Origin of the sequence: uncultured Capnocytophaga sp. (genome assembly GCF_963525585.1) — a bacterium.
Taxonomy (GTDB): Bacteria; Bacteroidota; Bacteroidia; order Flavobacteriales; family Flavobacteriaceae; genus Capnocytophaga.
The window spans coordinates 1-25,163 of the sequence record NZ_CAURLX010000034.1 but is presented as its reverse complement, the minus strand read 5'-3'; the positions used below and the strand labels follow the sequence as shown (position 1 = coordinate 25,163).

At 35.7% G+C, this 25,163-nt stretch carries 19 protein-coding genes and 1 tRNA gene; 6 read left to right on the top strand and 14 right to left on the bottom strand.

Features of this window, described 5'->3' with window-relative positions; all coding sequences use genetic code 11:
• Positions 1-81: 81 nt before the first annotated feature.
• The 7 genes from RYK20_RS08260 to RYK20_RS08230 all read right to left on the bottom strand — a co-directional run bounded on the left by RYK20_RS08260 (position 82) and on the right by RYK20_RS08230 (position 10,366).
• A tRNA-Glu gene (locus RYK20_RS08260) sits at positions 82-153 on the bottom strand.
• A gap of 166 nt (positions 154-319) precedes the next feature.
• Complete coding sequence (locus RYK20_RS08255; RefSeq protein ID WP_314895068.1) at positions 320-1,960, bottom strand: MBOAT family O-acyltransferase; 1,641 nt, start codon at positions 1,958-1,960, stop codon at positions 320-322.
• 83 nt (positions 1,961-2,043) lie between these two features.
• The gene (locus RYK20_RS08250; RefSeq protein ID WP_297977943.1) at positions 2,044-3,531 is read right to left on the bottom strand and encodes a LysM peptidoglycan-binding domain-containing protein; all 1,488 of its coding nucleotides are present in this window, start codon (positions 3,529-3,531) and stop codon (positions 2,044-2,046) included.
• A gap of 620 nt (positions 3,532-4,151) precedes the next feature.
• Entirely contained in the window at positions 4,152-4,769 is a 618-nt protein-coding gene (bioD, locus tag RYK20_RS08245) for a dethiobiotin synthase (RefSeq protein WP_311457230.1), read from the bottom strand.
• A 51-nt stretch (positions 4,770-4,820) separates the two neighbouring features.
• Positions 4,821-5,483, bottom strand: a complete 663-nt coding sequence (gene mnmD, locus RYK20_RS08240; protein ID WP_314803161.1) for a tRNA (5-methylaminomethyl-2-thiouridine)(34)-methyltransferase MnmD — start codon at positions 5,481-5,483, stop codon at positions 4,821-4,823.
• 2 nt (positions 5,484-5,485) lie between these two features.
• The gene (locus tag RYK20_RS08235; RefSeq protein WP_314895067.1) at positions 5,486-9,478 is read right to left on the bottom strand and encodes an AAA domain-containing protein; all 3,993 of its coding nucleotides are present in this window, start codon (positions 9,476-9,478) and stop codon (positions 5,486-5,488) included.
• Between the two features lie 78 nt (positions 9,479-9,556).
• Positions 9,557-10,366 carry an enoyl-ACP reductase gene (locus RYK20_RS08230; RefSeq protein WP_314895066.1) on the bottom strand — a complete coding sequence of 270 codons (810 nt, stop codon included), beginning with the start codon at positions 10,364-10,366 and terminating at the stop codon, positions 9,557-9,559.
• Positions 10,367-10,730: 364 nt separating this feature from the next.
• Between RYK20_RS08230 and RYK20_RS08225 the strand changes: the two genes are divergently transcribed.
• Genes RYK20_RS08225 through RYK20_RS08215 form a run of 3 tightly spaced genes read left to right on the top strand, consistent with a single transcriptional unit; the run spans position 10,731 to position 12,065 of the window.
• Positions 10,731-11,033 (top strand): co-chaperone YbbN, encoded by a 303-nt coding sequence (locus tag RYK20_RS08225; RefSeq protein ID WP_297977948.1) that lies wholly within the window; start codon positions 10,731-10,733, stop codon positions 11,031-11,033.
• A 6-nt stretch (positions 11,034-11,039) separates the two neighbouring features.
• Complete coding sequence (locus tag RYK20_RS08220) at positions 11,040-11,690, top strand: trimeric intracellular cation channel family protein (protein ID WP_314895065.1); 651 nt, start codon at positions 11,040-11,042, stop codon at positions 11,688-11,690.
• Between the two features lie 18 nt (positions 11,691-11,708).
• Positions 11,709-12,065, top strand: coding sequence for a DUF488 domain-containing protein (locus tag RYK20_RS08215; protein WP_297977950.1), 357 nt, complete (start codon positions 11,709-11,711; stop codon positions 12,063-12,065).
• Positions 12,066-12,149: 84 nt separating this feature from the next.
• Here the strand turns inward: RYK20_RS08215 and RYK20_RS08210 are convergent, their stop codons facing one another.
• Genes RYK20_RS08210 through RYK20_RS08200 form a run of 3 tightly spaced genes read right to left on the bottom strand, consistent with a single transcriptional unit; the run spans position 12,150 to position 15,415 of the window.
• Positions 12,150-14,003: a DNA topoisomerase IV subunit B gene (locus tag RYK20_RS08210; protein WP_314895064.1), complete on the bottom strand. Its 1,854-nt coding sequence runs from the start codon at positions 14,001-14,003 to the stop codon at positions 12,150-12,152.
• 21 nt (positions 14,004-14,024) lie between these two features.
• A complete protein-coding gene (locus RYK20_RS08205) occupies positions 14,025-14,735 on the bottom strand; it encodes a hypothetical protein (RefSeq protein ID WP_314895063.1) in 711 nt (236 codons plus the stop codon).
• Positions 14,732-15,415: a porin family protein gene (locus tag RYK20_RS08200; RefSeq protein ID WP_314895062.1), complete on the bottom strand. Its 684-nt coding sequence runs from the start codon at positions 15,413-15,415 to the stop codon at positions 14,732-14,734. The genes RYK20_RS08205 and RYK20_RS08200 overlap by 4 nt, the downstream gene beginning before the upstream one ends.
• Positions 15,416-15,535: 120 nt before the next feature.
• Here RYK20_RS08200 and RYK20_RS08195 point away from each other — a divergent pair, with 120 nt between their 5' ends.
• Together RYK20_RS08195 and RYK20_RS08190 are read left to right on the top strand one after the other, a co-directional pair.
• Complete coding sequence (locus tag RYK20_RS08195; RefSeq protein ID WP_314895061.1) at positions 15,536-16,447, top strand: arginine deiminase family protein; 912 nt, start codon at positions 15,536-15,538, stop codon at positions 16,445-16,447.
• A 22-nt stretch (positions 16,448-16,469) separates the two neighbouring features.
• Positions 16,470-18,512 carry an HDIG domain-containing metalloprotein gene (locus tag RYK20_RS08190; RefSeq protein ID WP_314895060.1) on the top strand — a complete coding sequence of 681 codons (2,043 nt, stop codon included), beginning with the start codon at positions 16,470-16,472 and terminating at the stop codon, positions 18,510-18,512.
• A gap of 8 nt (positions 18,513-18,520) precedes the next feature.
• Here RYK20_RS08190 and mutS read toward each other — a convergent pair whose 3' ends face one another.
• From mutS to RYK20_RS08175, 3 genes are all read right to left on the bottom strand, one after another.
• Positions 18,521-21,124 carry a DNA mismatch repair protein MutS gene (gene mutS / locus RYK20_RS08185; RefSeq protein WP_314895059.1) on the bottom strand — a complete coding sequence of 868 codons (2,604 nt, stop codon included), beginning with the start codon at positions 21,122-21,124 and terminating at the stop codon, positions 18,521-18,523.
• Between the two features lie 88 nt (positions 21,125-21,212).
• Entirely contained in the window at positions 21,213-21,488 is a 276-nt protein-coding gene (locus RYK20_RS08180; RefSeq protein ID WP_297979051.1) for a twin-arginine translocase TatA/TatE family subunit, read from the bottom strand.
• Between the two features lie 149 nt (positions 21,489-21,637).
• A complete protein-coding gene (locus RYK20_RS08175) occupies positions 21,638-22,009 on the bottom strand; it encodes a DUF4293 family protein (protein ID WP_297979050.1) in 372 nt (123 codons plus the stop codon).
• Between the two features lie 271 nt (positions 22,010-22,280).
• On the opposite strand from RYK20_RS08175, the gene rho reads away from it, so the two are divergent.
• Positions 22,281-24,026: a transcription termination factor Rho gene (gene rho / locus RYK20_RS08170; RefSeq protein ID WP_314895058.1), complete on the top strand. Its 1,746-nt coding sequence runs from the start codon at positions 22,281-22,283 to the stop codon at positions 24,024-24,026.
• A 72-nt stretch (positions 24,027-24,098) separates the two neighbouring features.
• On the opposite strand, the gene RYK20_RS08165 is transcribed toward rho, so the two are convergent.
• A partial coding sequence (locus RYK20_RS08165; RefSeq protein ID WP_314895057.1) for a DALR domain-containing protein occupies positions 24,099-25,163 on the bottom strand: 1,065 nt, incomplete at its 5' end.

The window sequence follows — 25,163 nt, the reverse complement described above, 5'->3', positions numbered from 1 at the left end:
CCCCTGTTACAAGGATGAAAACCTTGCGTCCTAACCCCTAGACGAACGGACCTTAGCAAATGAAATATTTAATTTTTAGAGTAGTCCGTAGGGGAATCGAACCCCTGTTACAAGGATGAAAACCTTGCGTCCTAACCCCTAGACGAACGGACCATTAAGCTTTTAAATTCTGCTCAAATGCGAGTGCAAAGGTACAACTTTTTTTGAAACCTGCAATAGTTTTTTGAAAAAAAATATATTTTTCTTCAATTTTTATTTTAATTAACTGATTTTCAATATTTTGAAAAAAGTTAAAATATACTTAATTATTATTTTGCTCTTAGAATTGGAAGTAAATGAAAGGCTGAGGTCCTGTGGAGGCGGTAGCATAAACTATCCAAAAAACAAAAGCAAGTATAAGAGCTTTTACTATTAGAGGGGTTTTTTCAAAGCTATTTTTCAAAAAAAGATTCCATTTTGCAGGGAAAAAATGCCAAATAAAACCAATAACCAGTAATAAAAATATATTCCTATATCCCTCTATAATTACTTTCCATTGATGAGGATCAAAGGTAACTTTCCCTATATTTTCAATAACATTCATTGCTATAGAAAAATCCTTTGCACGAAAGAATATCCAACAGAATGCTACAAAATGAAACGTAATAAATGTATATATAATAGGGAGTATTCGTCTAGAGGGGAAGCTATTTTTTTCACTTTTTTCAGGGAATATTTCTCGAAAGGATTTATGTAATGCTAAAGCAAACCCATGTAATGCCCCCCAGATGATGAATCTTAAGCTGGCTCCGTGCCATAATCCACCCAATAACATCGTGGTTAATTGATTAGAATGACTTCTCAGTGATTTCTTTCGGTTGGGAGAAAGTAATATTGAATAAGCTAATAGAATAATACTTACCAAAACAATTATTAATGGAATAGAACTGATAGGTTTCTCCGAGATAGCCCAAGCTAATGCTCCCGCAAAGAATGCAAAAGGAAATAAATAACCGCAAAAACTCCCCTGTCGATTACCTCCTAAAGGAATATAAAGATAATCTTTCAGCCAAGTAGAGAGAGATATATGCCACCGGTGCCAGAACTCTGTAATATTCTTCGATTGGTAAGGCGTACGAAAGTTCTCAGGAAGCGTGAATCCCATAAGCAAAGCAAGCCCAATAGCCATATCGGAATAGCCCGAAAAGTCACAATAAATCTGTAAAGAGTATCCATATACTGCCATCAAGTTCTCGAAAGGAGTATAACTATTAGGTGCGTCGAATATTCGATCAACAAAATTAATCGAAATATAATCAGAAATAACCGCCTTTTTTAGCAATCCACCTATGATAAGAAACAACGCAAAAGATGTTTCCTTCTTGGTTAAGGTTATTTTTTGGTAAATTTGCGGGATGAAATCCTTAGCTCGTACAATAGGTCCCGCCACCAACTGCGGAAAGAAACATACAAAAAAGGTGAAATCCAAGAATGATTTAGCTGGTGCTATCTCGTTTCTGTATACATCGATGGTGTAACTCATCGTCTGGAAGGTGTAGAAAGAGATACCAATAGGTAAAATGATATCTTGAAACTGTAATCTCCCTGAAAAAAGATGATTGAAACTATCAATTAGGAAGTTAGTATATTTGAAATATCCTAAAAATCCTAAGTTCGCTATGATACTTATCACCAGAAAACAGAGCTTAATCCTTTGTTGTTTTTCTCTCTTATAGATTTGATCAGCTAAGAAGTAGTTCAAAGCAGAGGAGAGAACTAGAAGTATGAAGTATTCTCCGCCTGCTTTATAATAGAAAAACAACGAAAATAACCCCACATATACCGTACGGAAATAGGTATGCTTCTTCGTGAAAATATATACTAAATAAAAGACCAAAAACATCCCCAAAAAAAGACTGCTATTGAACAGTAAAGGATGCTTAGGATCATAAACGAACCAACTCTTTATATTAGATAGGATATCATCAAAAGAGTACGGAAAATTCTCTAAAAGAGTACGATAGAGAAAATCTGATAAACCACTTGTATTCAAGGTAGTAATATTTATTTAGATTGCTTTTTATACTTTAAATAATTGTTCTTAATTGCCTCAAAGAGTAAGTCTCCTTGTGATACATATCCCTCGTGGGTATAGTGTATGCGGTCATTGGAAATAAAATTCTGCTTTATAAGCTCTGGCATTGCCTCTACGCCGCCTAGAATACTATACAAATCGAATACTCCATAGTTGTCCTTAATGGCATTATCTATTAGGATGGTAGCATATTCTTCACAAAGATGATTGGGAATCTTACGCTTAAATAACGATGGGGGAGGAGATGTTAGCAAAATGGGACAATCCCCATACTGTGTGCGTATCTGCTGGAGGAAAATTCTTACCTGCTCATCATATTGAGCGGCTGATAGTTTGCCGAATGTCTCGTTGGTACCCAAGGAAACAATGATTAAGTCGGGCTGGAGTGCTGGCACCTGCTCAAAGAACAGACTACACTTATTATAATCCGAAAAGCGTGCTCCATTCACCCCTATAGAATGGTATATAATTCCACTCTGATCGTTCTCAAGAACAATCCCATTGAGTGCAAAATTATTATTCTGGGCATTGGGCGTGAGATAAACCTTATCCAATCCCCCTAGATTACGGTATGTGTATCCAGATAAGGAATCAATGTTGGAAATCAGGTCGAACCCTTGCAAATTGATATTCCTTTCTCTTGAGGAGGCCTCTATTATCTTTTTCTCGGTAGGAATTTTTAGGGTCTCTCCTATACGGATATTAGTCCCCTTAAGGTGATTAACGGACTGGATCTTACTTAGTTGAACATTATATTTTCTTGACAAAGAATAAAGCGTCTCTCCCTTCTGAACTTTATGAGCAATTGTTTTGTACGCCACTTGCGTAGGTGGTGCAGGGGGAATAGTTACACCAAATTTGCTAGTGGCTAACTCGAAAAAGTGCTTATTCTTAGGTGTTAGTATCTTGAGTGTATTGAAGAGGTAGTTTTTGTTCTTCAAACTCAGCTCGATAACGAAGTTTTTGTTGGTGGTCAGCAAGGAATAACCTGTAATTCCAATCGTCTCAGTATTGGAACTCATTGTGTTTTTCTGGCTTTCCCAACTGATGTTAGAAGAAAATCGCACGTTTCTCTCTCCATTCGTCTTCATAAGAGAGTAGGGGAATACCAATCCAAGCCCTCCGTTACCAAAGAGCGCCTGCATTTGTTGCCTTACTTCATTGGTCATCGCATCGGCTTGTACGTGCGAATCGCCTATATGCACGATGTTCAGCTTCCTATCCTTAAGAGAATCCAAGGCTTTTAATTTCTCAAAGAAAGGGTTTAGGGCTTCTGGGTTATAGATATTCTCATAAACAGAGGGTTCCCTATTCTTATCCTGCTTATTTGTACTGATAGAAGTATCATCATCAGGCGAACCCACAGAGAATTTGCTCATCTTAGAATGTAATAACATCGTGGTGATGAGTGCCATAGAAATTCCTATGAATCGTAATATTTTCGTTTGCGTCCTCATTATTTAGTGTTGTTTGTTGTAGTTTGGAGATTTTTCCCTGCAAAAATTGTGCAAATATATGGTTGTTGTATTTTATTTAACGTGTTAAGCAATAATTTAAAAAGATATTTAGAGTTTTTTCTTAAACAGTACTAACTTCAATATATCCTATATTTCATCTTCAGAACCTTTCTTTAGATTTTTACAAAGAATATCCATCTACAAAAATTATAAGTTCTTTATTTTTAGAACTTCCCCCTGCCCCCTCCCAAGGGGGAATAAGAATGTTGATGCAATGGAAATTCGTCATATAAGTCTAAATTTCTGTTCTATACAATATCTTTTATCTAAGACATACTATTTTGTTTCCCCCTCTCTGATGGGATGAGAGGGAGGTTTTTTATAAGTTATTTATTTTTAGAACCTCCTCCTGCCCCCTCGAAAGGGGGAATAAGAATGTTGATGCAATGGAAATTCGTCATATAAGTCTAAATTTCTGTTCTATACAATATCTTTTATCTAAGACATACTATTTTGTTTCCCCCTCTCTGAGGGGGTGAGGGGGAGGTTTCCAAGCTCTTATATAGATATCTATGCTTTGGAAGTAGCAAGAGGAAAGTTTTAGAAAAAGAAACACTTGCTTACTTCAAGTTTTTCTTAAACAAATCGGCGTATTTCTTGATAGTATTCTTATCAAAAAAAGGTTCTTCCTCTATTCTACCTATTATAGGTATCTGTGTATATGAAGCAATCCAAGATTCTGTAGCAGTATTCTCTTCGCCACTGAAGATAATTCCAAAGATATTCAATCCGCGTCTCTGCAAAGCCTCTACGGAAAGCATCGTGTGATTGATACTGCCCAAGTAATGGCGAGAAACGAGGACTATTTTATCAGTAGGAAGCATCAGGTCTAGAATCGTATTTCGCTCATTTAGAGGTACAAAAAGCCCTCCAGCACCCTCTATTACAAGGGTATTCGAGCTATGCGGACGCTTAATATGCGCCAGTTCGATATGCCTTCCCTCCATTTGTGCCGAAAGATGCGGGCTTGCAGGGTAGTCAAATTCATAACTAGAAGGAAAAAAGGTACTGATACTATTGGAAATGAGGGATTTAACTTTCATCGTATCAGAATTATCCAAGTCTCCGGACTGAATAGGTTTCCAATAATCTGCTTGAAGTGATTCCACAACGATAGCAGAAGAGATTGTTTTCCCTACTTCCGTAGAGATTCCTGTAACGAAATAAGTATCGTTCATTTTTTTGATTTTTTTACGTTATATAAAAGAAGGAAAAATCCTCCAAATACACTATTCTTTTAAGGCTCTTAGCATCTCTCTTTTGCCCATTGCCCCCGGAAGTTTCTCTACCGAGAAGCCTACTTCCAGCATTGCTCTTCTGGCACTACCCTTGGAGGCATAAGTAACTAATATTCCGTTCTTTCTCAAGCTCTTATACATCTTATCAAAGATAAAAGAAGTCCATAGTTCAGGCTGTACGCGTGCCCCAAAAGCATCAAAATAGATAAGGTCGAACCGCTCTATATCCGTAATGTCCTCAAAGAACGCCTTTCGCTTCTTCAGAGAAAAGCTCTCTGATATCTTGATTGTCTCTTCCCAAGGGGATTGATGTATGAGCTGAAAGGTAGGTTCTTGGTCAGTTACACCGAGTTGGCTCGTATAATTCAGCTGGGCGACTTCCTCAAGGGTCAGGGGATAGGCTTCAATACCTTCGTAATGGATAATCTGACCCAAATGATTGTGTTCTAAGAAAGTAATAAAGGCGTTAAGACCCGTTCCTAACCCTATTTCTAGGATATTTACTTCTCTTTTGGGGAAGAGAGACAGCCCATTTTGTATAAAAACGTGATAGGCTTCCTGAATTGCGCCACGAACGGAATGGTAATGCTCCCCCCACGCTTCTATTTCCAGCGTAGAAGAACCGTCTTGCGTGAGTATTATCTTTCTTTTCATTCTTAATTCAGTTGTTTTTCGAGTAGCATCAGATAATCATTCATAGGAACATCGGCGTGAATCCTCAAGTAATGGTATCCAGATTGGGAAATAATCTTCTCTTTATGCAAATCTTCTAAATATCCCATCTCGTTTTGATAGATAGATTTGCTGAGACACTCGATGGCGATAGGTGTTTTTTGCGCATTTTTCAACAATATATCTATCGTATATCCTCCGAACGAGAAGTTTTTCGTGATATCAACGGTAGGAAATTTCTCTTTCAAGAGCAAAAATACTTGTTCTTTGAATCGTAATTGTCCTGAAGAAGTTGTTTCAGGCTGATTGTTACCATATTTGGAGAGGATTTTTAATATTTTTTCTCTCTCCACATCGTTTTTCTCACTCACAGCCTTGGTGTAAGCTAAGTAAGCATATAGTACAGCGCGCCGATTATTCGATTTTTCTTGTTCCAACGCATCGTTGAAGCTAAGAAAAAGCTCTTCGGGGATAGAATTACATATAAAAATTTTCTCTTTTGCACGCGTGATTATCACGTTGAGTAGCTTGTAACCCTTCTGATGATTGATAGGTCCGAAGCTCTGGGTGAACTTACCACCTTTTTTTCTTCCGTAAGTAACCGATATAATAATAATATCGCGCTCATCTCCTTGGATATTTTCTAGGTTTTTGATAAATAAACCTGACTGTTCTAATGCAGTTAGCTTAGCAGAGAATGCCTCTTCCTCAGGTTTGTTGCGCAAAGAAAGCAATTTCTTACGGATGAAGTTTCGCTGAGTGATGTTAAACGTGGCGATTCCTACCGAAGGGTAGCTACCGTCGGCTTTTTGGGGGAGGTTCCTCAGTATATCGATTACTTTCAGGGCTTCGGCTTCGTTGATATGGTCATCGAACTCTCCGTTTATCTGATAAAATTCGATGGGAGGTGTATCATCAAAGCTTGGTAAAGCTCGAAGTTTCCCATTGTAAAAGGCAACATTGGAGAAATCAATCAGGTAAGGATGCCTAGAACGATAGTGAAAATTCAGGTGATGCTTATCATATTGGTACTCCAACGCAAAGTCAAGGAGAGATTCCACAGAAAGGAGCGACTTCTTCACGAGGGTATTGTCCTCTTCGTCTATATCTTCCTCATCTTCAAGGCTTCCATCGAATATTTTACTGAAGTAATTACTAGGAGGCATCTGGTGTTCGTCTCCGGCAATGATTACCGTTTTCCCCTTAAGGATAGCGGGGAGGTTATCTTCGAGCTTCAGTTGGCTGGCTTCATCGAAGATAACATAGTCAAAATAGAAATTTTTTCCCTGAAAAAGATTACTACACGTATCGGGCGTAGTAAGAATAATAGGGAAAAAGGTAGTGAGTAGGTCTGTATCTTTCTGAGCAATTTGCCTCAGCGGTAGCCTGTTATGCTTTTCACTCTTGCGTTTGTTGTACAAATTAGCCACACTGAGGTCTTTGTGAACTGTTTCAAAGTTCTTAACGGCGGATTGTTGTGCGTTATCCCAATAATCTCTTATGATATCATACTGAGAAGCCCCAAAAAGCTGGAGTTTTTTCCTGAAATCTTCATACGTTCTTGAAGAAAAAGTAGGATATTCGTTGGATTTTTGGATAAGTAACTTTCTGTAATAAGCGTGCCAAAAGGAGGCTTTCCAATCGGAGACGTTAGCATTTTCAAGTAAGCAGATACATTGTTTCTGGAAATGGTTGAGTGATTCAAAGAAAGTATACCATTCGTATCCTGCAAAAAGTGGGTTATTAGGGTCTTTTTGATAGGTAATATATTTGGATAGAAGAGCTTCAATATACTGCTTGAAGTCTCCGAAAGTATTTCCCCAATCAAAAGAGCTTACATAATGTTCCTTTTTGAGGGTTTCTTTTAGTAAATTCACCTCTGAAACGAGATTTTTTAGAGAATCATTGGTGAATTTTGGTTCAAAAAAGTTCAATACGTCTAGCACATCGAAATCTTTGAGTATTTTTTGCTCAAAAGAAGCCTTCGCAGAGGAGATTTCCTGTCGATAATTGATGATATTCTCTTTGTTGGAAAGGAGATTATCGGTGAGTGTGATAGGAGAAAAGTTGGTATGGAGGCTTATTTTCTTAATTTCTTGGCAGAGAAAGAGTAGTCTTTTCTGATTTTTCAAGACAATTTTCTTAGCTGACGAAAATATGGAAAGGAATTTGTATAAGAAATTATTTGTTTTCTCACGATTATACTCATCAGAAGAGCTTGAGAGCAAGGAGGTTATGGTCTCTGTCTCATTGATATATTGGGATAATTCCTCCAACTGATAGGTGAATTCCTCCTTACGCTTATTCAAATAGAATTCCTTATACTCCTGATAAAGGTGTAAAATTTTCTCCCAGTGTGTGCGATAATTCGTAAATGCCTCTTCTATATTATGAGTTGTCTGTAAATAGGAATTGTGTATGAATGTTTCTGGATGAAAAAGGAAGTCTTCCTTATAAGAAGCGAAAGGAATGAATAGTTCTTGCGCCTTCTCAAGGGTCGTTTTCAGGGATTTGTATTCTTCTTCAGAGAAGGTAATGGAGAGTGATGAAAGGTTAATTTCTTCTTTTTTGGGTTCGTATTCAAGGATTTGGGCAGTAATTTCAGTCCAATTCTCCTGAGAAAGGATAGGAGAGAAGAGCTTTGTGTGATGCCTATTGATAGCACCTTTTAGAGAATCGAGTTCCTCTATTTGTTCCTTCCGAGTCGCTTCCGGATAGGTGGGAATAGCCTTCTTGAAAGAAGGGTCATCAATGATATTCCTGACGGCATCAACCACGATTTTACGGTCAGTAAGGCTGTCTTTTATTAAAATGGTGTATTTTCCTAGCTCTCTGTCCTGTAATGACTTATGAAGGACTTCCAGCGCAGTCTGTTTTTCGCAGACTACGAGAGTTTTTTGTCCGTTTTCGAGTGCATTGATGAGAATCGCCGAGAGCGTTTGGCTTTTTCCTGTGCCAGGAGGTCCTTGAATGAGGATATGCGATTGAGTTCGGATTCTCTCTAGGATTTCCTGCTGAGAAGGGTCGGTGGATACGGAAGAAAAGGATTGAAAAGTGTCTTTTGAAGGAAAATTTCTCTGTTCAAAGGAGTCTTTCAGGTAGCTATAATCGTTGATTATGTTCTGTTTTTGTACCTCGAAAAGAGAAAATAGTCCTGATTTCTCGATGATAGCCTGTCCTCTTTCAGGTAAAAGGCTCTCATAGTGGGCTTTCGACTGAATGGGGAGGATTTCGGCGTAATTATTCTCGAGGAAATCGATATTTTGATTGATTTTCAGCTGCTGAAGAATGTCAGTACAAATCTTTAAAAGCTCTAATTTGTCTATTTTTCCATCCTCAAGCATCTCTTCAGGAATGGAACTAAGGGTAATACCTGAGTCATTCTGTAGGTGATTAATAAGAACTTCATTGATATAGATAGGGTCTTCCTCCGTACGACTGATTTCCCAAGTGTTTATTTGGTTTGTAGGACGTATTCTAACCGACCAAATAAGAATAGGAGCTACAGAAATCTGCCCATCGGAGAGGTCTCTTCTTACTAAAATGGGGAATCCAAACCCAAGAGGATTGACTCCTTTTTCCTGAAAAATGGCTTCACTCTGGAAGATAAGGTCATCTATACTTGAGGATAGTTTTTCAAGGACAGCTTCTCTCTCATTAGGGAGTTTTTTTCTATCTTCTTCCCTCAGAGGAGAGCTCTTTTTGGAATCCGAATGAGTAACTTCCGTGGTGTAAGAACGCTCGTCTATAGCTGTGGAAGGGGTATCATATAGAGAAAAGGAGAATTTGAGATTCTTTAAGGTGAGCAAATCTAAGATGAATCGCTCTGGAAGACTCTTGAAAATGGAAGAAAGCCTAGAGAGATCAAACTTATACCGAGAATTATTCGGGATCGCATTCAAGTGTACGCCTCTACGATTCCCTACTTTTAGTTTTTGCTGAAATAGCTCAAATACTTCTCTACTGAAAGGTTCCATAAATGACAAAGATTAGCTAATAAAAATCAAGGATAAACTCCCTTGATAGAGAAAGTTTATCCTTGAAACTAATAAAAATTATTGGTTGATATATGCAATAATCTCAGGAGTTACACCTACATTAGAGAAGCCTCCATCGTGGAAGAGGTTCTGCATAGTTACTTTACGTGTAAGATCGGAGAAGAGTGTTACTGTATAGTTAGCACAGTCATCGGCTGTAGCATTCCCCAGAGGAGACATTTTGTCGGCATAAGTGATGAATCCATCGAATCCTTTTACTCCTTGCCCTGCAGTAGTAGGTGTAGGGGACTGAGAAATGGTATTGATACGTACATTTTTGTCCTTTCCATAGAAGTAACCGAAGCTACGAGCTATAGATTCTAGATAAGCCTTATTATCAGCCATATCATTATAATCAGGAAAAGTACGCTGAGCTGCAATGTAACTTAGAGCTACAATACTTCCCCATTCGTTCATAGCATCATTTTTGTGGAGTGTTTGGCATACTTTGTGGAAAGAAAGAGCTGAGACGTCCCATCCTTTGGCATAAAATTCGTAATTAGATTCTGTATAAGGAATATTCTTACGTACATTTACAGACATTCCTATAGAATGAAGCACGAAATCTAGTTTTCCGCCAAGAACTTCCATAGCTTTAGTTACCAGATTTTGCAAATCATCCATATTAGTAGCATCAGCAGGGATTACTTGAGCACCTGTTTGCTCTGCTAGTTCATTTATTTTACCCATACGCATTGCGATAGGAGCGTTTGTTAATACAAACTGACCACCTTCCTCGTGTACGCGTACAGCCGTTTTCCAAGCAATAGAGTTTTCATCTAAAGCACCAAAAATGATACCTTTTTTTCCTTTTAGTAAATTATACATACGTATTATATTTTGAAATTATAGCGCACAAAAGTAGTGATTTTATTTTATATAGTTACTATTTTTCATTAAAATGTTTTCTTTGATATGATTTTATTCTTTGGTTTCATCAGTTTTTCCACTGCTCAAAGGCTATCATAGATTCCACATATTTGGATAAGATGCAGAGAATAGATTTGTGTTTTGAAAATCAATGATATAATTGAGGTATTATAATTGATTTTGAGATGATCTTTTATCATACTGAATTTAGATGATAGAAAATTCATTATTTTCTTTGATATTTGAAAAAAAATTTATACGTTTGCACAACTTTTAACTTTCATAATTGGAAGTAAATATAAATATAGAAAAAAACGAAAAGATGTCAGTATTTGGAGATATTATTAGTACCAATAAGCCTGTGCTTATTGTTTTTTATGCTGGATGGCATTATTTGGCAGAAGATGCAGGAGCATCTGTTCAGCAAGTTGTAGATGCCTTGGGAGAGGCTGTCCGGACTATTAAAATTGATATTGAAAAAAATATAGAACTTACCAAAAAGATACAAATTAATGGGATACCTACCTATATGATTTTCCATAAGGGGGAATTGCTCTGGCGAACAGAAGGATTACAGTCTGGGGAGAGCCTCATTAATATAGTTAAAACATATATAGAAGCATAATATCAAATGGACAATATTATTCATTTACTGTCAGGAATTGATCAAATTTATTTATGGGATTTGATTGGTACATTTGTCTTTGGAATTTCAGGGGTATTAGTAGGCTTAGAGCGTAAAATGGATGTTTTTGGGATGTTCATTTTGGCTTTTGTAACTGGAGTGGGAGGAGGAACAGTTCGTGATGTTCTGATTCGTACCACTACGCTTGACCCTGTACCTGTTTTCTGGATGAAGAATCTTATGTATGTTCTGATGATTGTAGCCAGTGTAGTGATAACACTTCCTTTTAAGAAGAAATTTGTAGGGCATTGGAGCTATTGGTTAATGGTTTTTGATACTATAGGACTCGGGGTATTTACTATTATTGGGTTAGAAAAAACGCTTCGTTTTGAGCTTTCTCCTGTTATAGCAATTCTCTTAGGAGCGATGACAGGTAGCTTTGGAGGGGTTATACGAGATATTTTAGCCAATAAATTACCTGCAGTATTTCATAAAGAAATCTATGCAACAGCTTGTGTGGCAGGAGGTATTGTCTATTTTCTTATTGATGGATTAATGGGGCATAATACAGTGGTTTTCATTACTATATTGGTTGTAATTGCAGTAAGGTTACTTTCTGTAAAATATAAATGGGAGCTTCCTAAATTTCTTAATTAATACTATTGAAACTTAAGAATGGAAATTCTGTTAAAACGTATTTATGAGGAAAAAAAAGCCTCAGATGGTTTCAGAATTTTGGTAGATAGATTATATCCCAGAGGAATCAAGAAAGAATCTCTTCATATAGACTTGTGGGCTAAGGAAATTGCTCCTACAGATATATTACGAAAGGCATATCATACTACAGGTGATTATCAGTATCTTGAGGAACATTATACAGAGGAACTTTCTCAAAATCCTATTTTTGTTCTTTTCCTTGAACAAATAAAAGATAAAGAAAAAATTACTTTACTTACAGCAAGTAAGGATGTTAATCACAGTCAACTTCCTATCTTAAAAGCTTTTATAGAAAATAGTATAGTAGAAAAATAAATATAATAGGCTTATTTAAAATTCCTATTATATTTATTTTCTATTACTTTAATGTACAATATTTCTAGAAGTATTCAAACTTATTTAAACTTCATATTTAAGGTTTTTAATTATAAAATCCTGACGATCTGGGGTGTTATTTCCCATATAAAAATCTAATAACTTCTCTATATTCATAGCCTTATCCATCATTACAGGGTCAAGACGCATATCTTGTCCTATAAAATGCTTGAACTCATCAGGAGAGATCTCTCCCAACCCTTTGAATCGGGTGATCTCTGGGTTCCTTAATTTTTCTATGGCTGCAATACGTTCTTCCTCAGTATAGCAATAGATAGTTTCCTTACTATTACGAACACGAAATAAAGGCGTCTGTAGGATATATACGTGTCCTTCCTTAATTAGCTCGGGGAAAAATTGTAGGAAAAAGGTAATGAGTAACAGGCGAATGTGCATTCCATCCACATCGGCATCAGTGGCAAGGACAATATTATTATATCGTAAGTTTTCTATGGAATCTTCTATGTCCAAGGCGGCTTGTAGGAGGTTGAACTCCTCATTCTCATAGACAATCTTTTTGGTTTTTCCAAAGGAGTTTAGTGGCTTTCCTCTTAGAGAAAATACCGCTTGGGTATTGGCATCACGCGAGGTAGTGATAGACCCTGAAGCAGAGTTACCCTCGGTGATGAATAGGGTACTCTCAAGGGCTTGTTCGTGCTTACTGTCAGTAAGGTGAATACGGCAGTCACGTAGTTTCTTGTTGTGTAGGCTTACCTTTTTGGCGCGGTCACGGGCGAGCTTACGAATACCAGATAGCTCCTTACGCTCACGTTCAGCTTGGAGGATTTTTTTCTGTATTTCTTCAGCAATCTCAGGCTGTTTGTGCAGATAATCATCTAAGTGCTTCTGTACAAAATTAGTAATATAAGTACGTACTGTAGGGAGCCCGTCACCCATTTCAGTAGAGCCTAATTTGGTTTTAGTTTGGCTCTCGAAAACGGGTTCCATTACCTTGATAGAAATGGCTCCAATGATCGATTTACGAATATCAGAAGCATCATAAGGTTTGTTATAATAGTTACGCAAGGTGTTTACTATAGCTTCACGATAGGCATTGAGGTGTGTTCCTCCTTGGGTGGTATTTTGTCCATTGACAAAAGAGTAATACTGTTCACTATATTGGCTTTGGCTGTGGGTAAGGGCTATTTCTATATCATCTCCTCTTAAATGGATGATGGGATAGGCAAAATCTTCTTCATTATTGTCTTCTATAAGTAAGTCTTTTAACCCATTCTCAGAGAAAAATTTTTCTCCATTATATACAATAGTAAGTCCTGGGTTGAGGTAGGTATAGTTCCTAAGCATTCTTACCACATATTCCGAACGGAATTTGTAGTTCTTAAAGATAGTTCCATCGGGGACAAATTCCACCAATGTACCTCGTTTCTCATTAGAGGCTTCCAAGGGAGATTCTTCCTGTAGGACTCCTAAGGAGAAGGACGCACTTTTCTTTTGTCCATCACGCACAGAAGCCACATAGAAGTAGGATGAAAGGGCATTGACAGCTTTGGTACCTACTCCATTAAGCCCTACCGATTTTTTGAAGGCACGAGAATCATATTTTCCTCCTGTATTCATCTTGGAGACTACATCTACCACTTTTCCTAAGGGGATCCCACGCCCAAAATCACGTACAGAAACTTTATTGTCCTCTATACGTACCTCTATCTGTTTGCCTGCCCCCATGACAAACTCGTCTATTGAGTTATCAATCACCTCCTTCAGTAGGATATAAATTCCATCATCAGCTGAGGAGCCATCGCCGAGCTTACCTATGTACATACCGGGGCGCATACGTACATGCTCCTGCCACTCAAGGGTTTGTATATTGTCTTCTCCGTATTCAGTAATGGGTTTGTTAAAATCTATCGGTTCCATTTATATTATTGTTTAAGTTTTTTATAATTGTCCTATTTTCAGTAGCTCAAAACTCTTGGTATGTAGGTTTACTACAAACTCATAATCAATAAAAGAGACTCTATCTCTTATATCCTTAAAAGAAGTATAGGTTATTTTTTGTTCGAACTCTCGTTTTCTTTCTATTGCACTAAGGATGTAGAACTTACTGTAAAAATCTTGTAAATCATTGAATTTTAGGAGTGAATTTTGTATATCTGTAGTATATTCTACCTCAAAAAAGGCATAAGGAAAATTCCGTTGATTGAACCAAATTACATCTATAGTTTTGGCTCTTTTGATTACTTGAGGATAGGTAAAATCTAATATATGATTTAGAGAAGCTATACGACCCAATTTTCTGTCAAGGAATAATTTATTCTTATCCTGTGGGGGGATATAGGTGTTATATCCTCTGATATTTCCAATCTCTACAAGCAATCCTTGAAAATAGGAATGGGAAAAATCTTGTTCTTTCTCCTTGGAGATGTTCAATTCGAATTTTTCTAAAAGCAGTTTTTTATGGCTTTTTAGTGCCCATAATCCTACTTTTATTTTGAAGAAAAAACGCTCGTCCTGAACAATTCTCCTTATAGTGGCAAAGGGTGTTTTGGTTTTCCAAAGGGATGTATTTACCTTATGATAGAGAAAGCCAAGGGTTGTCCAACCACCATTTTCTTCCATAACTTTGATTACTTGTTCGTATTGCTTCATTGCTCTTCTTTTTTTTCTTCTTTCCTATGCCCTAGTTTATAACCTACTCCTAAGGAAATCGTATTAAGTGAAAAGCCAGTACTTTCACCAAAATCTACCCCACGAACACGATGTCCTGTGATGGGGGTAAGGTTCCAAGACATACGCATATCAGTAGTGATTATCACTCGCTTGATGTCCCAAAGTACCCCTCCTCCTATCTGTCCAGTAAGTACAAATCGGTTAAAGTGTTGGGTTATGTTTTCTTCAAGGCTGTCATATGAGCCTCTTATATAGGAAGCTTTGGTTAGGAATTTGAGAGAAAATCCTGCTTGTAGGTATCCCCTGAACATTCGCTTACCTTCCCATTGTAGCAGGCAAGGAGTATCTATATATTCAAAAGAAAAATGCCTTCTATTTTCAAAAGTCTCATCATAACGAATATGTGTGCCCTCATTTTTGTATAGAAGTTCAGTCTGTAGTACCCAATGTTTCTTTTTTAATGGAATACGTGCGAAGGCTCCTGAATTAAAAAAGCCCCAATTCCCATAAGTATCTAATTTTTTTCCTTCTTTATCATATAAGGGAGAAATAGAAGAACCATAAAGAAGAGGATTGTTTACTTTTACCCCTACAGTTACTTGAGCTATACTTATTGTAGAAGTGATAAGTAAAAGGAATAATGTAATATGTTTTTTCATTGAATTGAAATTTATTGTTTACGTTGGCAAAGTTATAATTTTTTCTTTTTTTTACCAAATAAAATAATTCAATGGACAAGTCATATATTTTTGCTATCTTTGCAAAAAATATTGACTCCAATGATAGTAGAAGTTAAAAATGAAACGAATCGCCTACGAGCAGTTATTTTAGGTACAGCACAGAGTAATGGAGCTACTCCTACAGCTGAAGAAGCATATGATCCCAAATCCCTAGAGCATATACTTAAGGGTACATATCCTTTGGAAAAAGATATGGTCTTGGAGATGGAGGCTTTTGAACAAGTACTTAAGAAGTATGGAGTAGAGGTTTACAGACCTGAGATTATAAAGGACTGTAATCAGATTTTTACACGGGATATTGGTTTTGTAATTGACTCTAAATTTATTAAGGCAAATATTCTTCCGGAACGAGAGAATGAATTCCAGGCTATTGAGTATATTGTGGAGCAGATACCTTCCTCCCAATATATAGTTCCTCCTACAGAGGTACATATAGAAGGAGGAGATGTAATGCCTTGGAATGACCACATATTTATAGGTACTTACAAAGGGGAAGATTACACACACTACAAGACAGCAAGAACTAATATGGCTGGAGTGAATTTTATCAAAGAGCTATTTCCCAATAAAATAGTAAAAGAATTTGACCTCGTAAAATCCAATAAAGAACCTCGTGATAATGCACTTCATTTGGACTGTTGTTTTCAGCCTGTAGGTACTAACAAAGGGATTATTTACAAAGGGGGATTTCGTAATGAAAAGGATTATGAATATCTGGTAGAACTCTTTGGAAAAGAAAATCTATTTCATATAGAGAGAGAGGAGATGTATCATATGTTTAGTAATATATTCTCTATATCACCTAATGTGGTTGTTTCTGAGCGAAATTTTGTTCGGCTTAACCAATGGCTTAGGGATAATGGCTTTGTTGTAGAGGAAATACCTTATTCCGAAATATCCAAGCAAGAAGGTCTTTTGAGATGTTCTACCTTACCTTTACGAAGAGATTAGTTCTATTTTTATTCTAAATTCTATGAAAATAAAGTATTTTTGGTATAAATTATATGCAAAACAGAATTTGTTATACAAGTTTCTTCTTGCTATAATAGTAATGGCTGTTATTGTTTTTCTTTTGCCTAAGGAAAATAAATTTTCATATGAATTTCAGGCAGGAAAGCCTTGGTTACACCCTTCTTTGTATGCTCCTTTTGATTTTACACTGAAAAAAACTAAAGAAGAGATTGCTAAGGAAAGACAATTTGTAGAGGATCAATCAATAACTTATTTTTTTAAAGATACAACAGTAATAGTTTCTGTTAAAAAGAATTATTACCAAAAAGCCCTTTCTTACTTTGCTTCAGTAGATTCAGCTCAACAAGAAAAATTACTACAAAAAGGAGAAGAATTCCTAAAGAAAGCCTATCGTAATGGAGCTTTTTATTCTTCTCAGGAAATTACAGATAAGGAAGTTTCATTGGTGGAGGGTAATGAGGTATCTGTATTTTCTTCAACTGATTTTTTCTTTCTTAATCAATTAAAAGAATCACTTTATTCTTTCTTTAAAGAGAAGCCTTTTGTAGAATATATTGACACTTATTATGCCATCTTTTCGGAGGTAATGCTACCTAATATTTTTGTCAATGAATATTTTACTCAAAAAGCACTTGATGAAAATCTTAAGAAAATAGTTCATTCTTATGGATTAATCAAAAAAGGACAACTTATTATTGAGAAAGGGCAACTAGTAACAGGGGATAAGCTAATTATGCTCACTTCTTTACAGAAAGAATATACACTTAATAGCTCTGATAATATAACAATTATCTCTCTTATAGGATACATATTGGTGGTGGCTATGCTGGTGAGTATGGTGCTACTGTATCTTTATCATTTTAAGGGAGAAATGTTTGCTAATAATAATATTGTAACCCTTATTTTTGTTACAATACTTCTTTTTGTTGGGGCTGTATCTTGGACGGCTTCAGTGAATGTAGATTATATCTCAGCATTACCTATTTGCGTATTTCCTTTGGTAATGAAAGCGTTCTTTGACTTACGGTTGGGAATGTTTTTGTATATAATAACTCTTATTCTTATAGGATTCATAGTTCCTAATAGTTTTCAATATATCTACACGAATGCGATTGTAGCAGGAACTCTTTTGGTTGATACAAAGGGACTGCATTATAGAATTAATCTATTCTTAGTTATCACATATATAGTGATTGCTTATATTATTACCTATCTTTGTCACTTGATGATAGCTACAGGAACTTTGGATAATATCCATTACCCTACTATAGGGCTTTTTATACTTAATGGATTCCTTATTCTTTTCGTACAACCACTTACATATCTCTATGAAAAGATATTTGGATTAGTTTCTAATGTTTCTTTACTGGAACTTTCGGATACTCATAATAAGCTCTTAAGAGAACTTGCCGAGAAAGCACCAGGGTCATTTCAGCATTCCTTACAAGTATCTAATTTAGCTGAAGCTAGTGCATTAGCTATCGGAGCCAATGCAATGCTTGTAAGGGTGGGGGCTCTTTATCACGATATAGGAAAGATGAAAAATCCTCTTTATTTCACTGAAAATCAAAAAACTTCAGTAAATCCTCACGATGAATTAACTCCGATAGAAAGCGCTAAGATTATTAAGAATCACGTAATAGATGGTATAGAACTAGCACGTCAGAATAATATTCCAGATCGTATTATTGATTTTATTCGTACTCATCACGGGAATAGTCTTATTTATTATTTCTATAAAAAACAGCTGGACTCAGGAGAGCCTTTTTCAGAGGAGGATTTTCGTTATTCAGGACCTATTCCTTTTTCTAAGGAAACAGCAATCTTGATGATGTCAGATTCTGTAGAGGCAGCTTCAAAAAGCCTTGTAAATCCAGATACAGAAGCTATTTCTCTTCTAGTAGAAAATATTATTAGAAAACAAATAGAAGAAAAACAATTTCTTAATGCAGATATTACTTTTAAGGATATTGAAAAGATTAAAAAAGTCCTTAAAGAGAAACTATTTAATATATATCATCTAAGAATTGCTTATCCTAAATAAATTTTCTTTTATTTTTTCCCTTCTAGCATTCTTTTTATATTGTTTAACTTCATTAGAGCTTCTATTGGGGTTAGGTTGTCAATCTGAGTATTCATTATTTGTTCTTTGATGTTCTGTAATAGAGGGTCATCTAGTTGGAAAAAGCTTAGTTGTATCCCTTCTTTATCTTTAGAAGACAAATGTTCTTTATTTGTTTCTAATTGATGGGATTTTTCTAATTTTTTTAGAACACTATTGGCTTTTTCTATTACATATTGGGGCATTCCTGCCATTTTAGCAACGTGAATACCAAAACTATGTTCGCTGCCTCCTTCTATGAGTTTTCTTAAGAACAAAATACTTCCTTTTACTTCCTTGACAGAGACAGAGAAATTTTTTATACGAATGAACTCATTCTGCATCTCATTCAATTCGTGATAATGGGTAGCAAATAAGGTTTTTGCGTGAGTAGGATGTTCGTGTAAGTATTCAGCAATAGCCCAAGCAATAGAAATACCATCATAAGTACTAGTTCCTCTACCTATTTCATCGAGTAAGATAAGGCTTCTTTGTGATAAATTGTTAAGAATAAGGGCTGTTTCATTCATTTCTACCATAAAGGTAGATTCTCCTTGTGATATATTATCACTAGCACCTACTCTGGTGAAGATTTTATCAATAATCCCTATTTGAGCTTCATCAGCAGGTACAAAACTCCCTATCTGAGCTAAAAGGACAATAAGAGCTACCTGCCTAAGTAAGGCTGACTTACCACTCATATTGGGACCTGTAATCATCATAATTTGTTGCGTATCATTATCCAGAAAAATATCATTGGCAACATAAGGTTGAGTGGGAGGGAGTTGTTTTTCTATGACAGGATGCCTAGCATTCTTTAGGTTGATAATGTAAGAATTGTCCAGCTTTGGGCAAGTATAACGATTCTCCAAAGCTAAGGTAGAAAAGGCACAAAGTGTATCAATCTCTCCTATAATAGTAGCCGTTTGTTGTATCTGAGGGATATACAGAATAATATCCTGAATAAGATTAGAGAAAAGCTCTTGTTCTAGAGAGGTAATTCTCTCCTGTGCGTGAGTGATTTTTTCTTCATATTCCTTCAGTTCTTCAGTGATATATCGTTCAGCATTAACAAGAGTCTGCTTACGAATCCAATTTTCGGGAACTTTGTCTTTGTGTACATTACGGACTTCAAAATAGTATCCAAAAACGTTATTATTGTCTATTTTTAGGGAAGAAATATTTGTATTTTTGATTTCTCTCTCAAGCATCTGATCGAGATAATTTTTCCCAGATTCGGATAAATTCCTAAGTTCATATAGTTCATTAGAAAAACTATCTTTTATTGTATTTCCTTTTAGAATATTTACAGGAGCTTCTTCGTTAAGTATTTGCTCTATTTTGTCACAAAGCTCTTGCAAATCATAAATTTTTGAAATTAAAGCTTTTAAGGGCTCATTTTCACTATTTATCAAAGAAGATTTTATGGGGATTATAGCTCGTAGAGAATTTTTCAAATAGATAACTTCACGAGGAGTAATTTTCTGAGTGGCTACTTTGGAAACTAAGCGTTCTAGATCGTTTATTTTTTTGAGGTGCCCTCTTGTATTTTCTTGAATTTCGGTGTTTTCAAAAAAATAAGAAACTATTTGATGTCTTCTTTGAATCCTCTCAAGATTTGTTAGAGGAAGTGCTAGCCAACGCCTAAGGGTTCGGCTCCCCATAGGAGAAAGGGTTTTATCAATAATATCCAATAAGCTTACAGATTGGGCGTTTTGTCCTCCATAGATTTCAAGATTTCTTACAGTGAATTTGTCCATCCAAACATATTGGTCATTGGCTATCGGTTTGATAGCAGTAATATGTTGTAATTGATGATGTTGAGTTTCTGAAAGGTAATGAAGAATAGCTCCAGCCCCAATAATTCCATTAGGAAGGTCATCTATAGCGAATCCTTTAAGCGAACTGGTCTGGAACTGCTTGGTAAGGATATCATTGGCAAAATCTTTCTTATATACCCAATCCTCTAATCCAAAGCAATGAAAATGATTCCCAAAGAGTTCTTCAAAATTCTTTTTCTGCTTTTTGGAAATAAGTACTTCATTGGGCTGAAAGTTTTGCAAAAGCTTATCTATATAGGGGTTATCTCCTTCTGATACATAATATTCTCCAGTTGAGATATCTAAAAAAGCAATTCCATTACGAGGAGAATCTATCCATACAGAGGCTAAAAAATTATTTTTATTAGCTTGTAGAATTTCATCATTTAGAGTAACCCCTGGGGTTACGAGCTCAGTAACACCCCGTTTTACAATGGTTTTAGTAAGTTTTGGGTCCTCTAATTGATCACAAATAGCCACACGGAATCCTGCCTTTACAAGTTTTGGAAGGTAACTATTAAGGGAATGATGAGGAAACCCAGCTAATTCCGTTTGTTCTCCACCATTATTTCTATTGGTTAGGACAATTCCCAATACCTGAGAGGTTTTGATAGCATCTTCTTTAAAAGTTTCATAGAAATCACCTACTCTAAAAAGCAATAAGGCATCAGGATATTTTGATTTTATCTGATTATATTGTTTCATTAGAGGGGTTTCTTTATTTGCTTTAGCCATATGTATCTAGGGAATTTGTCTAAGAATAGGTTATAATAAAATGGAATTAATTAAAAAAGGATTCCTAAAGATCAAATAATTTAAATTTTTATTTGCTTCGTTTAATACTTCCGAAAGGGTCTTCCAATCCTTCTTTTGCTTTTTCTATTTCATCTTTTACTTCATTAATAACCGAAGTATCAATACCTGTATTTTCTACACTTTTATTGATTTCGTTTTTAATTTCAGAAGTAGCATCTTTCAATTGTCGCATTCCTTTCCCAAAAGAGCGTGCTATCTCTGGAATTTTATCGGTTCCAAATAAAAGGACAGCCACAAAAAGTATAAAAAATAATTCGGGAGAGCTTATAAATAAAGGGGTCATTTTTATAGAAATTTTCTGCAAATTTACAAAGTTTTCGTAGGAAAGAAAAATTAATTTGTAAAAATATATTTCATAAAGTAGAAATTAATAACAAATCCCACTCTTCCTAAGAAAAGTAGGATTCGAAATACACACAAAGTTACTCTGTATTATCGTAATCGGTCTGCTGATTTTACCAATTCTTCGTCCCTGTGAATAGCAAGATTTGCTAAATACAAAAATACGATAGAAATGATGGGAACTACGAGCTGAACACCTTTCTCAGAAAGCAAGCTTTCTCCAGATGAATGTAGCATCCTCCACGAAAATACACCTAGTAAAATAAGGTTACACAAAATGTTGATTCTATTAATAACAAATTGATTTTGTCTTTTTCTAAAGCTAAAAATACTTATAAAAGATAGTAAGATAACCCCTACTAAAATTATCAAAGAGAAGGTATCTCCAAAATTCCAAAATAGCCCAATTCCAGCTATAATTACTACTACCAATAGATAAAGGGTTTGAATTCGCTGAATCATCTTTTATTTTTAAAGCGCAAAGTTATGAAAAATATTTTTTATATAAAACATTTTTTTATTTGAAAAAAAATCGTATTTTTGCACTTTAAAATTGAACCTCTTTTGTGTGATATTATATTTTTATAGAGGCTGAAAGAGTTCTTATAATTAATTCCCAACATTTTTCTCTCAAAATCTCTTTGATTACTGGTTTTTTCCTGTTTGGGAAAAAAACTATATGCTTATAAACAACTTTCTTAATTAAACTTACGTATTAATTCACTAATAATATATGTTTGAAATTTCTGATTTAAAGGAGAAAAAACTCCTTGATTTGCAGGAGATTGCTCAATCTTTAGGAATCAAAAAAATTAAAACTCTTAAAAAGGAAGAGCTTATTTATCGTATAATAGATTTTCAAGCAGAAAATCCTTCATTGGTGGTAAAAAAAGAGCTACTTAAAGATAAAAAAGAGCTAACTAATTCTATTGACAAACAAGAAAAAATAGAAAAAATAGAGAAAAAGGACAAAAAAACTTCTCCAAATCCTGAAAAAACTCATCCTACTCCAAAAAACAAAGTTAAAAAAGGTAATCCTACAGATCAAAAATCCCAATCTAAGGAAAAGGAAACCTTGATAAAAGAAAATTCAGTAGATACCAATAATACCCATTCTTCAAAAGCACAAAAAGCACCAATTACTAAGGATAAAAAAGGGGATAATTTTCAAAAACAAGAGAGAAAAGAGGCCGAAAAAACATCTACACTTCTTCCCAAGACAGAAGTTGTTTCTAAACCTAAAAGTTCCTCTTCAGAAATGGTACAAGCTTCTTCTGTTCCCTCAAATAATACTCCGAAGAATACAAATAATGAAAATTATGATAAGGAAAAGAAAAATCGTTATCGCTCTCCAGATTTTGAATTTGAGGGAATTGTAGAGTGTGAAGGGGTATTTGAGTTGCTTTCGGATAACTATGGATTTCTTCGTTCCTCAGACTATAATTATTTAGCCTCACCAGATGATATTTATGTATCACCTTCTCAAATTCGTCTTTTTGGACTTCGTACAGGAGACACTGTGTTAGGAACAGTACGCCCTCCTAAAGAAGGAGAAAAATATTTTCCTTTGATAAAAGTGCTAAAAATCAATGGATGTGATCCTCAATCAGTACGTGATAGAGTTTCTTTTGATAATCTTACACCTATATTTCCTAATGAAAAATTTTCTCTTTCAGGGAAAAGAAGTTCTGTTTCTACAAGAATTATAGACCTTTTTGCACCTATTGGAAAAGGACAAAGAGGAATGATTGTGGCTCAACCTAAAACAGGGAAAACTACACTACTCAAGGATATAGCTAACGCCATTTCTATTAATCATCCAGAGGTTTATCTGATGGTATTATTGATAGATGAGCGTCCTGAGGAGGTAACGGATATGCAACAAAGTGTAAAAGGAGAGATTATTTCTTCTACCTTCGATAAAGAAGCTACCGAGCATGTGAAAATAGCTAATATTGTTCTCGAAAAAGCTAAACGTTTGGTGGAATGTGGGCACGATGTAGTAATTCTTCTGGATTCTATTACGCGTTTGGCACGTGCCTATAATACAGTACAACCTTCTTCAGGGAAGGTACTCTCAGGGGGGCTTGATGCAAACGCCTTACACCGCCCTAAGCGATTCTTCGGTGCAGCTAGAAATATAGCAGGAGGTGGTTCTCTTTCTATTATTGCTACAGCTCTTACAGATACAGGTTCTAAGATGGATGATGTGATTTTTGAAGAATTCAAGGGAACAGGAAATATGGAGCTACAGTTAGATAGACGTATTGCTAATAAGCGTATTTTCCCTGCTATAGACCTGATTGATTCTTCGACAAGGCGTGATGATTTGCTTCAAGAAGAAGCCACTTTACAAAGAATGTGGATTGTTCGTAAATATTTATCAGAGATGAATCCTGTGGAAGCGATGGAATTTATGGAAAAGCAAATTAAGCAAACTCGTAATAATGAGGAGTTTCTAGCAACAATGAATGGTTAGTTTATTAATGACAAAAATCTATTATAATTCATAATTATAATAGATTTTTGTTCTCCTTTGAATTCCTTTCTGTTAATTTAGACTATAACTGGTACCATCTTTGCCGTCTTTGAGTTGGATACCCATTGCAAAAAGTTCATCTCTAATCTTGTCAGAAAGTGCCCAATCTTTATTAGCACGAGCTTCCATTCGCATATTGATAAGGAGCTGAATCACACCGTCAAGTTTGTCATTATTTCCTGTCGCTTGTTCTTCATTTCGTAAGCCTAGAACATCGAAAACAAAGGTATTCATCAGAGTTTTCAATTCGAGAAGTTCATTGATGGATATTTTTTCTTCTCCATTTTTCACTTGGAAAATCCATTTCACTGCTTCGAAAAGATGAGCGATAAGTATAGGCGAATTAAAATCATCCAATAGTGCATTGTAGCATTTTTCCTTCCATTCGGCTATAGGGAGAGAAGTAGGATGCTCTATTTCAGTATTGATTTCATTCAAAATCTTCAATGCTTCCAGAAGCCTTGAGAAGCCTTTTTCAGCAGCAAGCATTGCCTCATTAGAAATGTCAAGTACACTGCGGTAGTGGGCTTGCATAAAGCAAAAGCGTATCACAGCAGGAGCAAAAGGTTTTTCAAAGAAAGTATTCTCTCCACTGATGAGTTGCATTGGTAATATATAATTACCAGTAGATTTACTCATACGTTGTCCATTCATAGTGAGCATATTAGCGTGCATCCAATAACGAACGGGACTTTCTCCGTGTCCTGCTTTCCCTTGTGCAATTTCACATTCGTGGTGTGGAAACTTCAAATCCATACCTCCTCCGTGAATATCAAACTGATTGCCAAGATATTTAGTACTCATCACGGTACATTCTAAGTGCCAACCAGGAAAACCATCACCCCAAGGCGATACCCAGCGCATAATATGAGCTGGAGAAGCCTTTTTCCAAAGCGCAAAGTCCTGAGGATTGCGTTTTTCTCCTTGCCCATCTAAATCTCGAGTATTAGCAAAGAGTTCTTCTATATTACGACGAGAAAGTTCTCCATAGTTGAGCCCTCGTTTGTTGTATTCAAGTACATCAAAGTATACAGAACCATTGCTTTCGTAAGCAAAGCCGTCTTTTAGTAGTTTTTC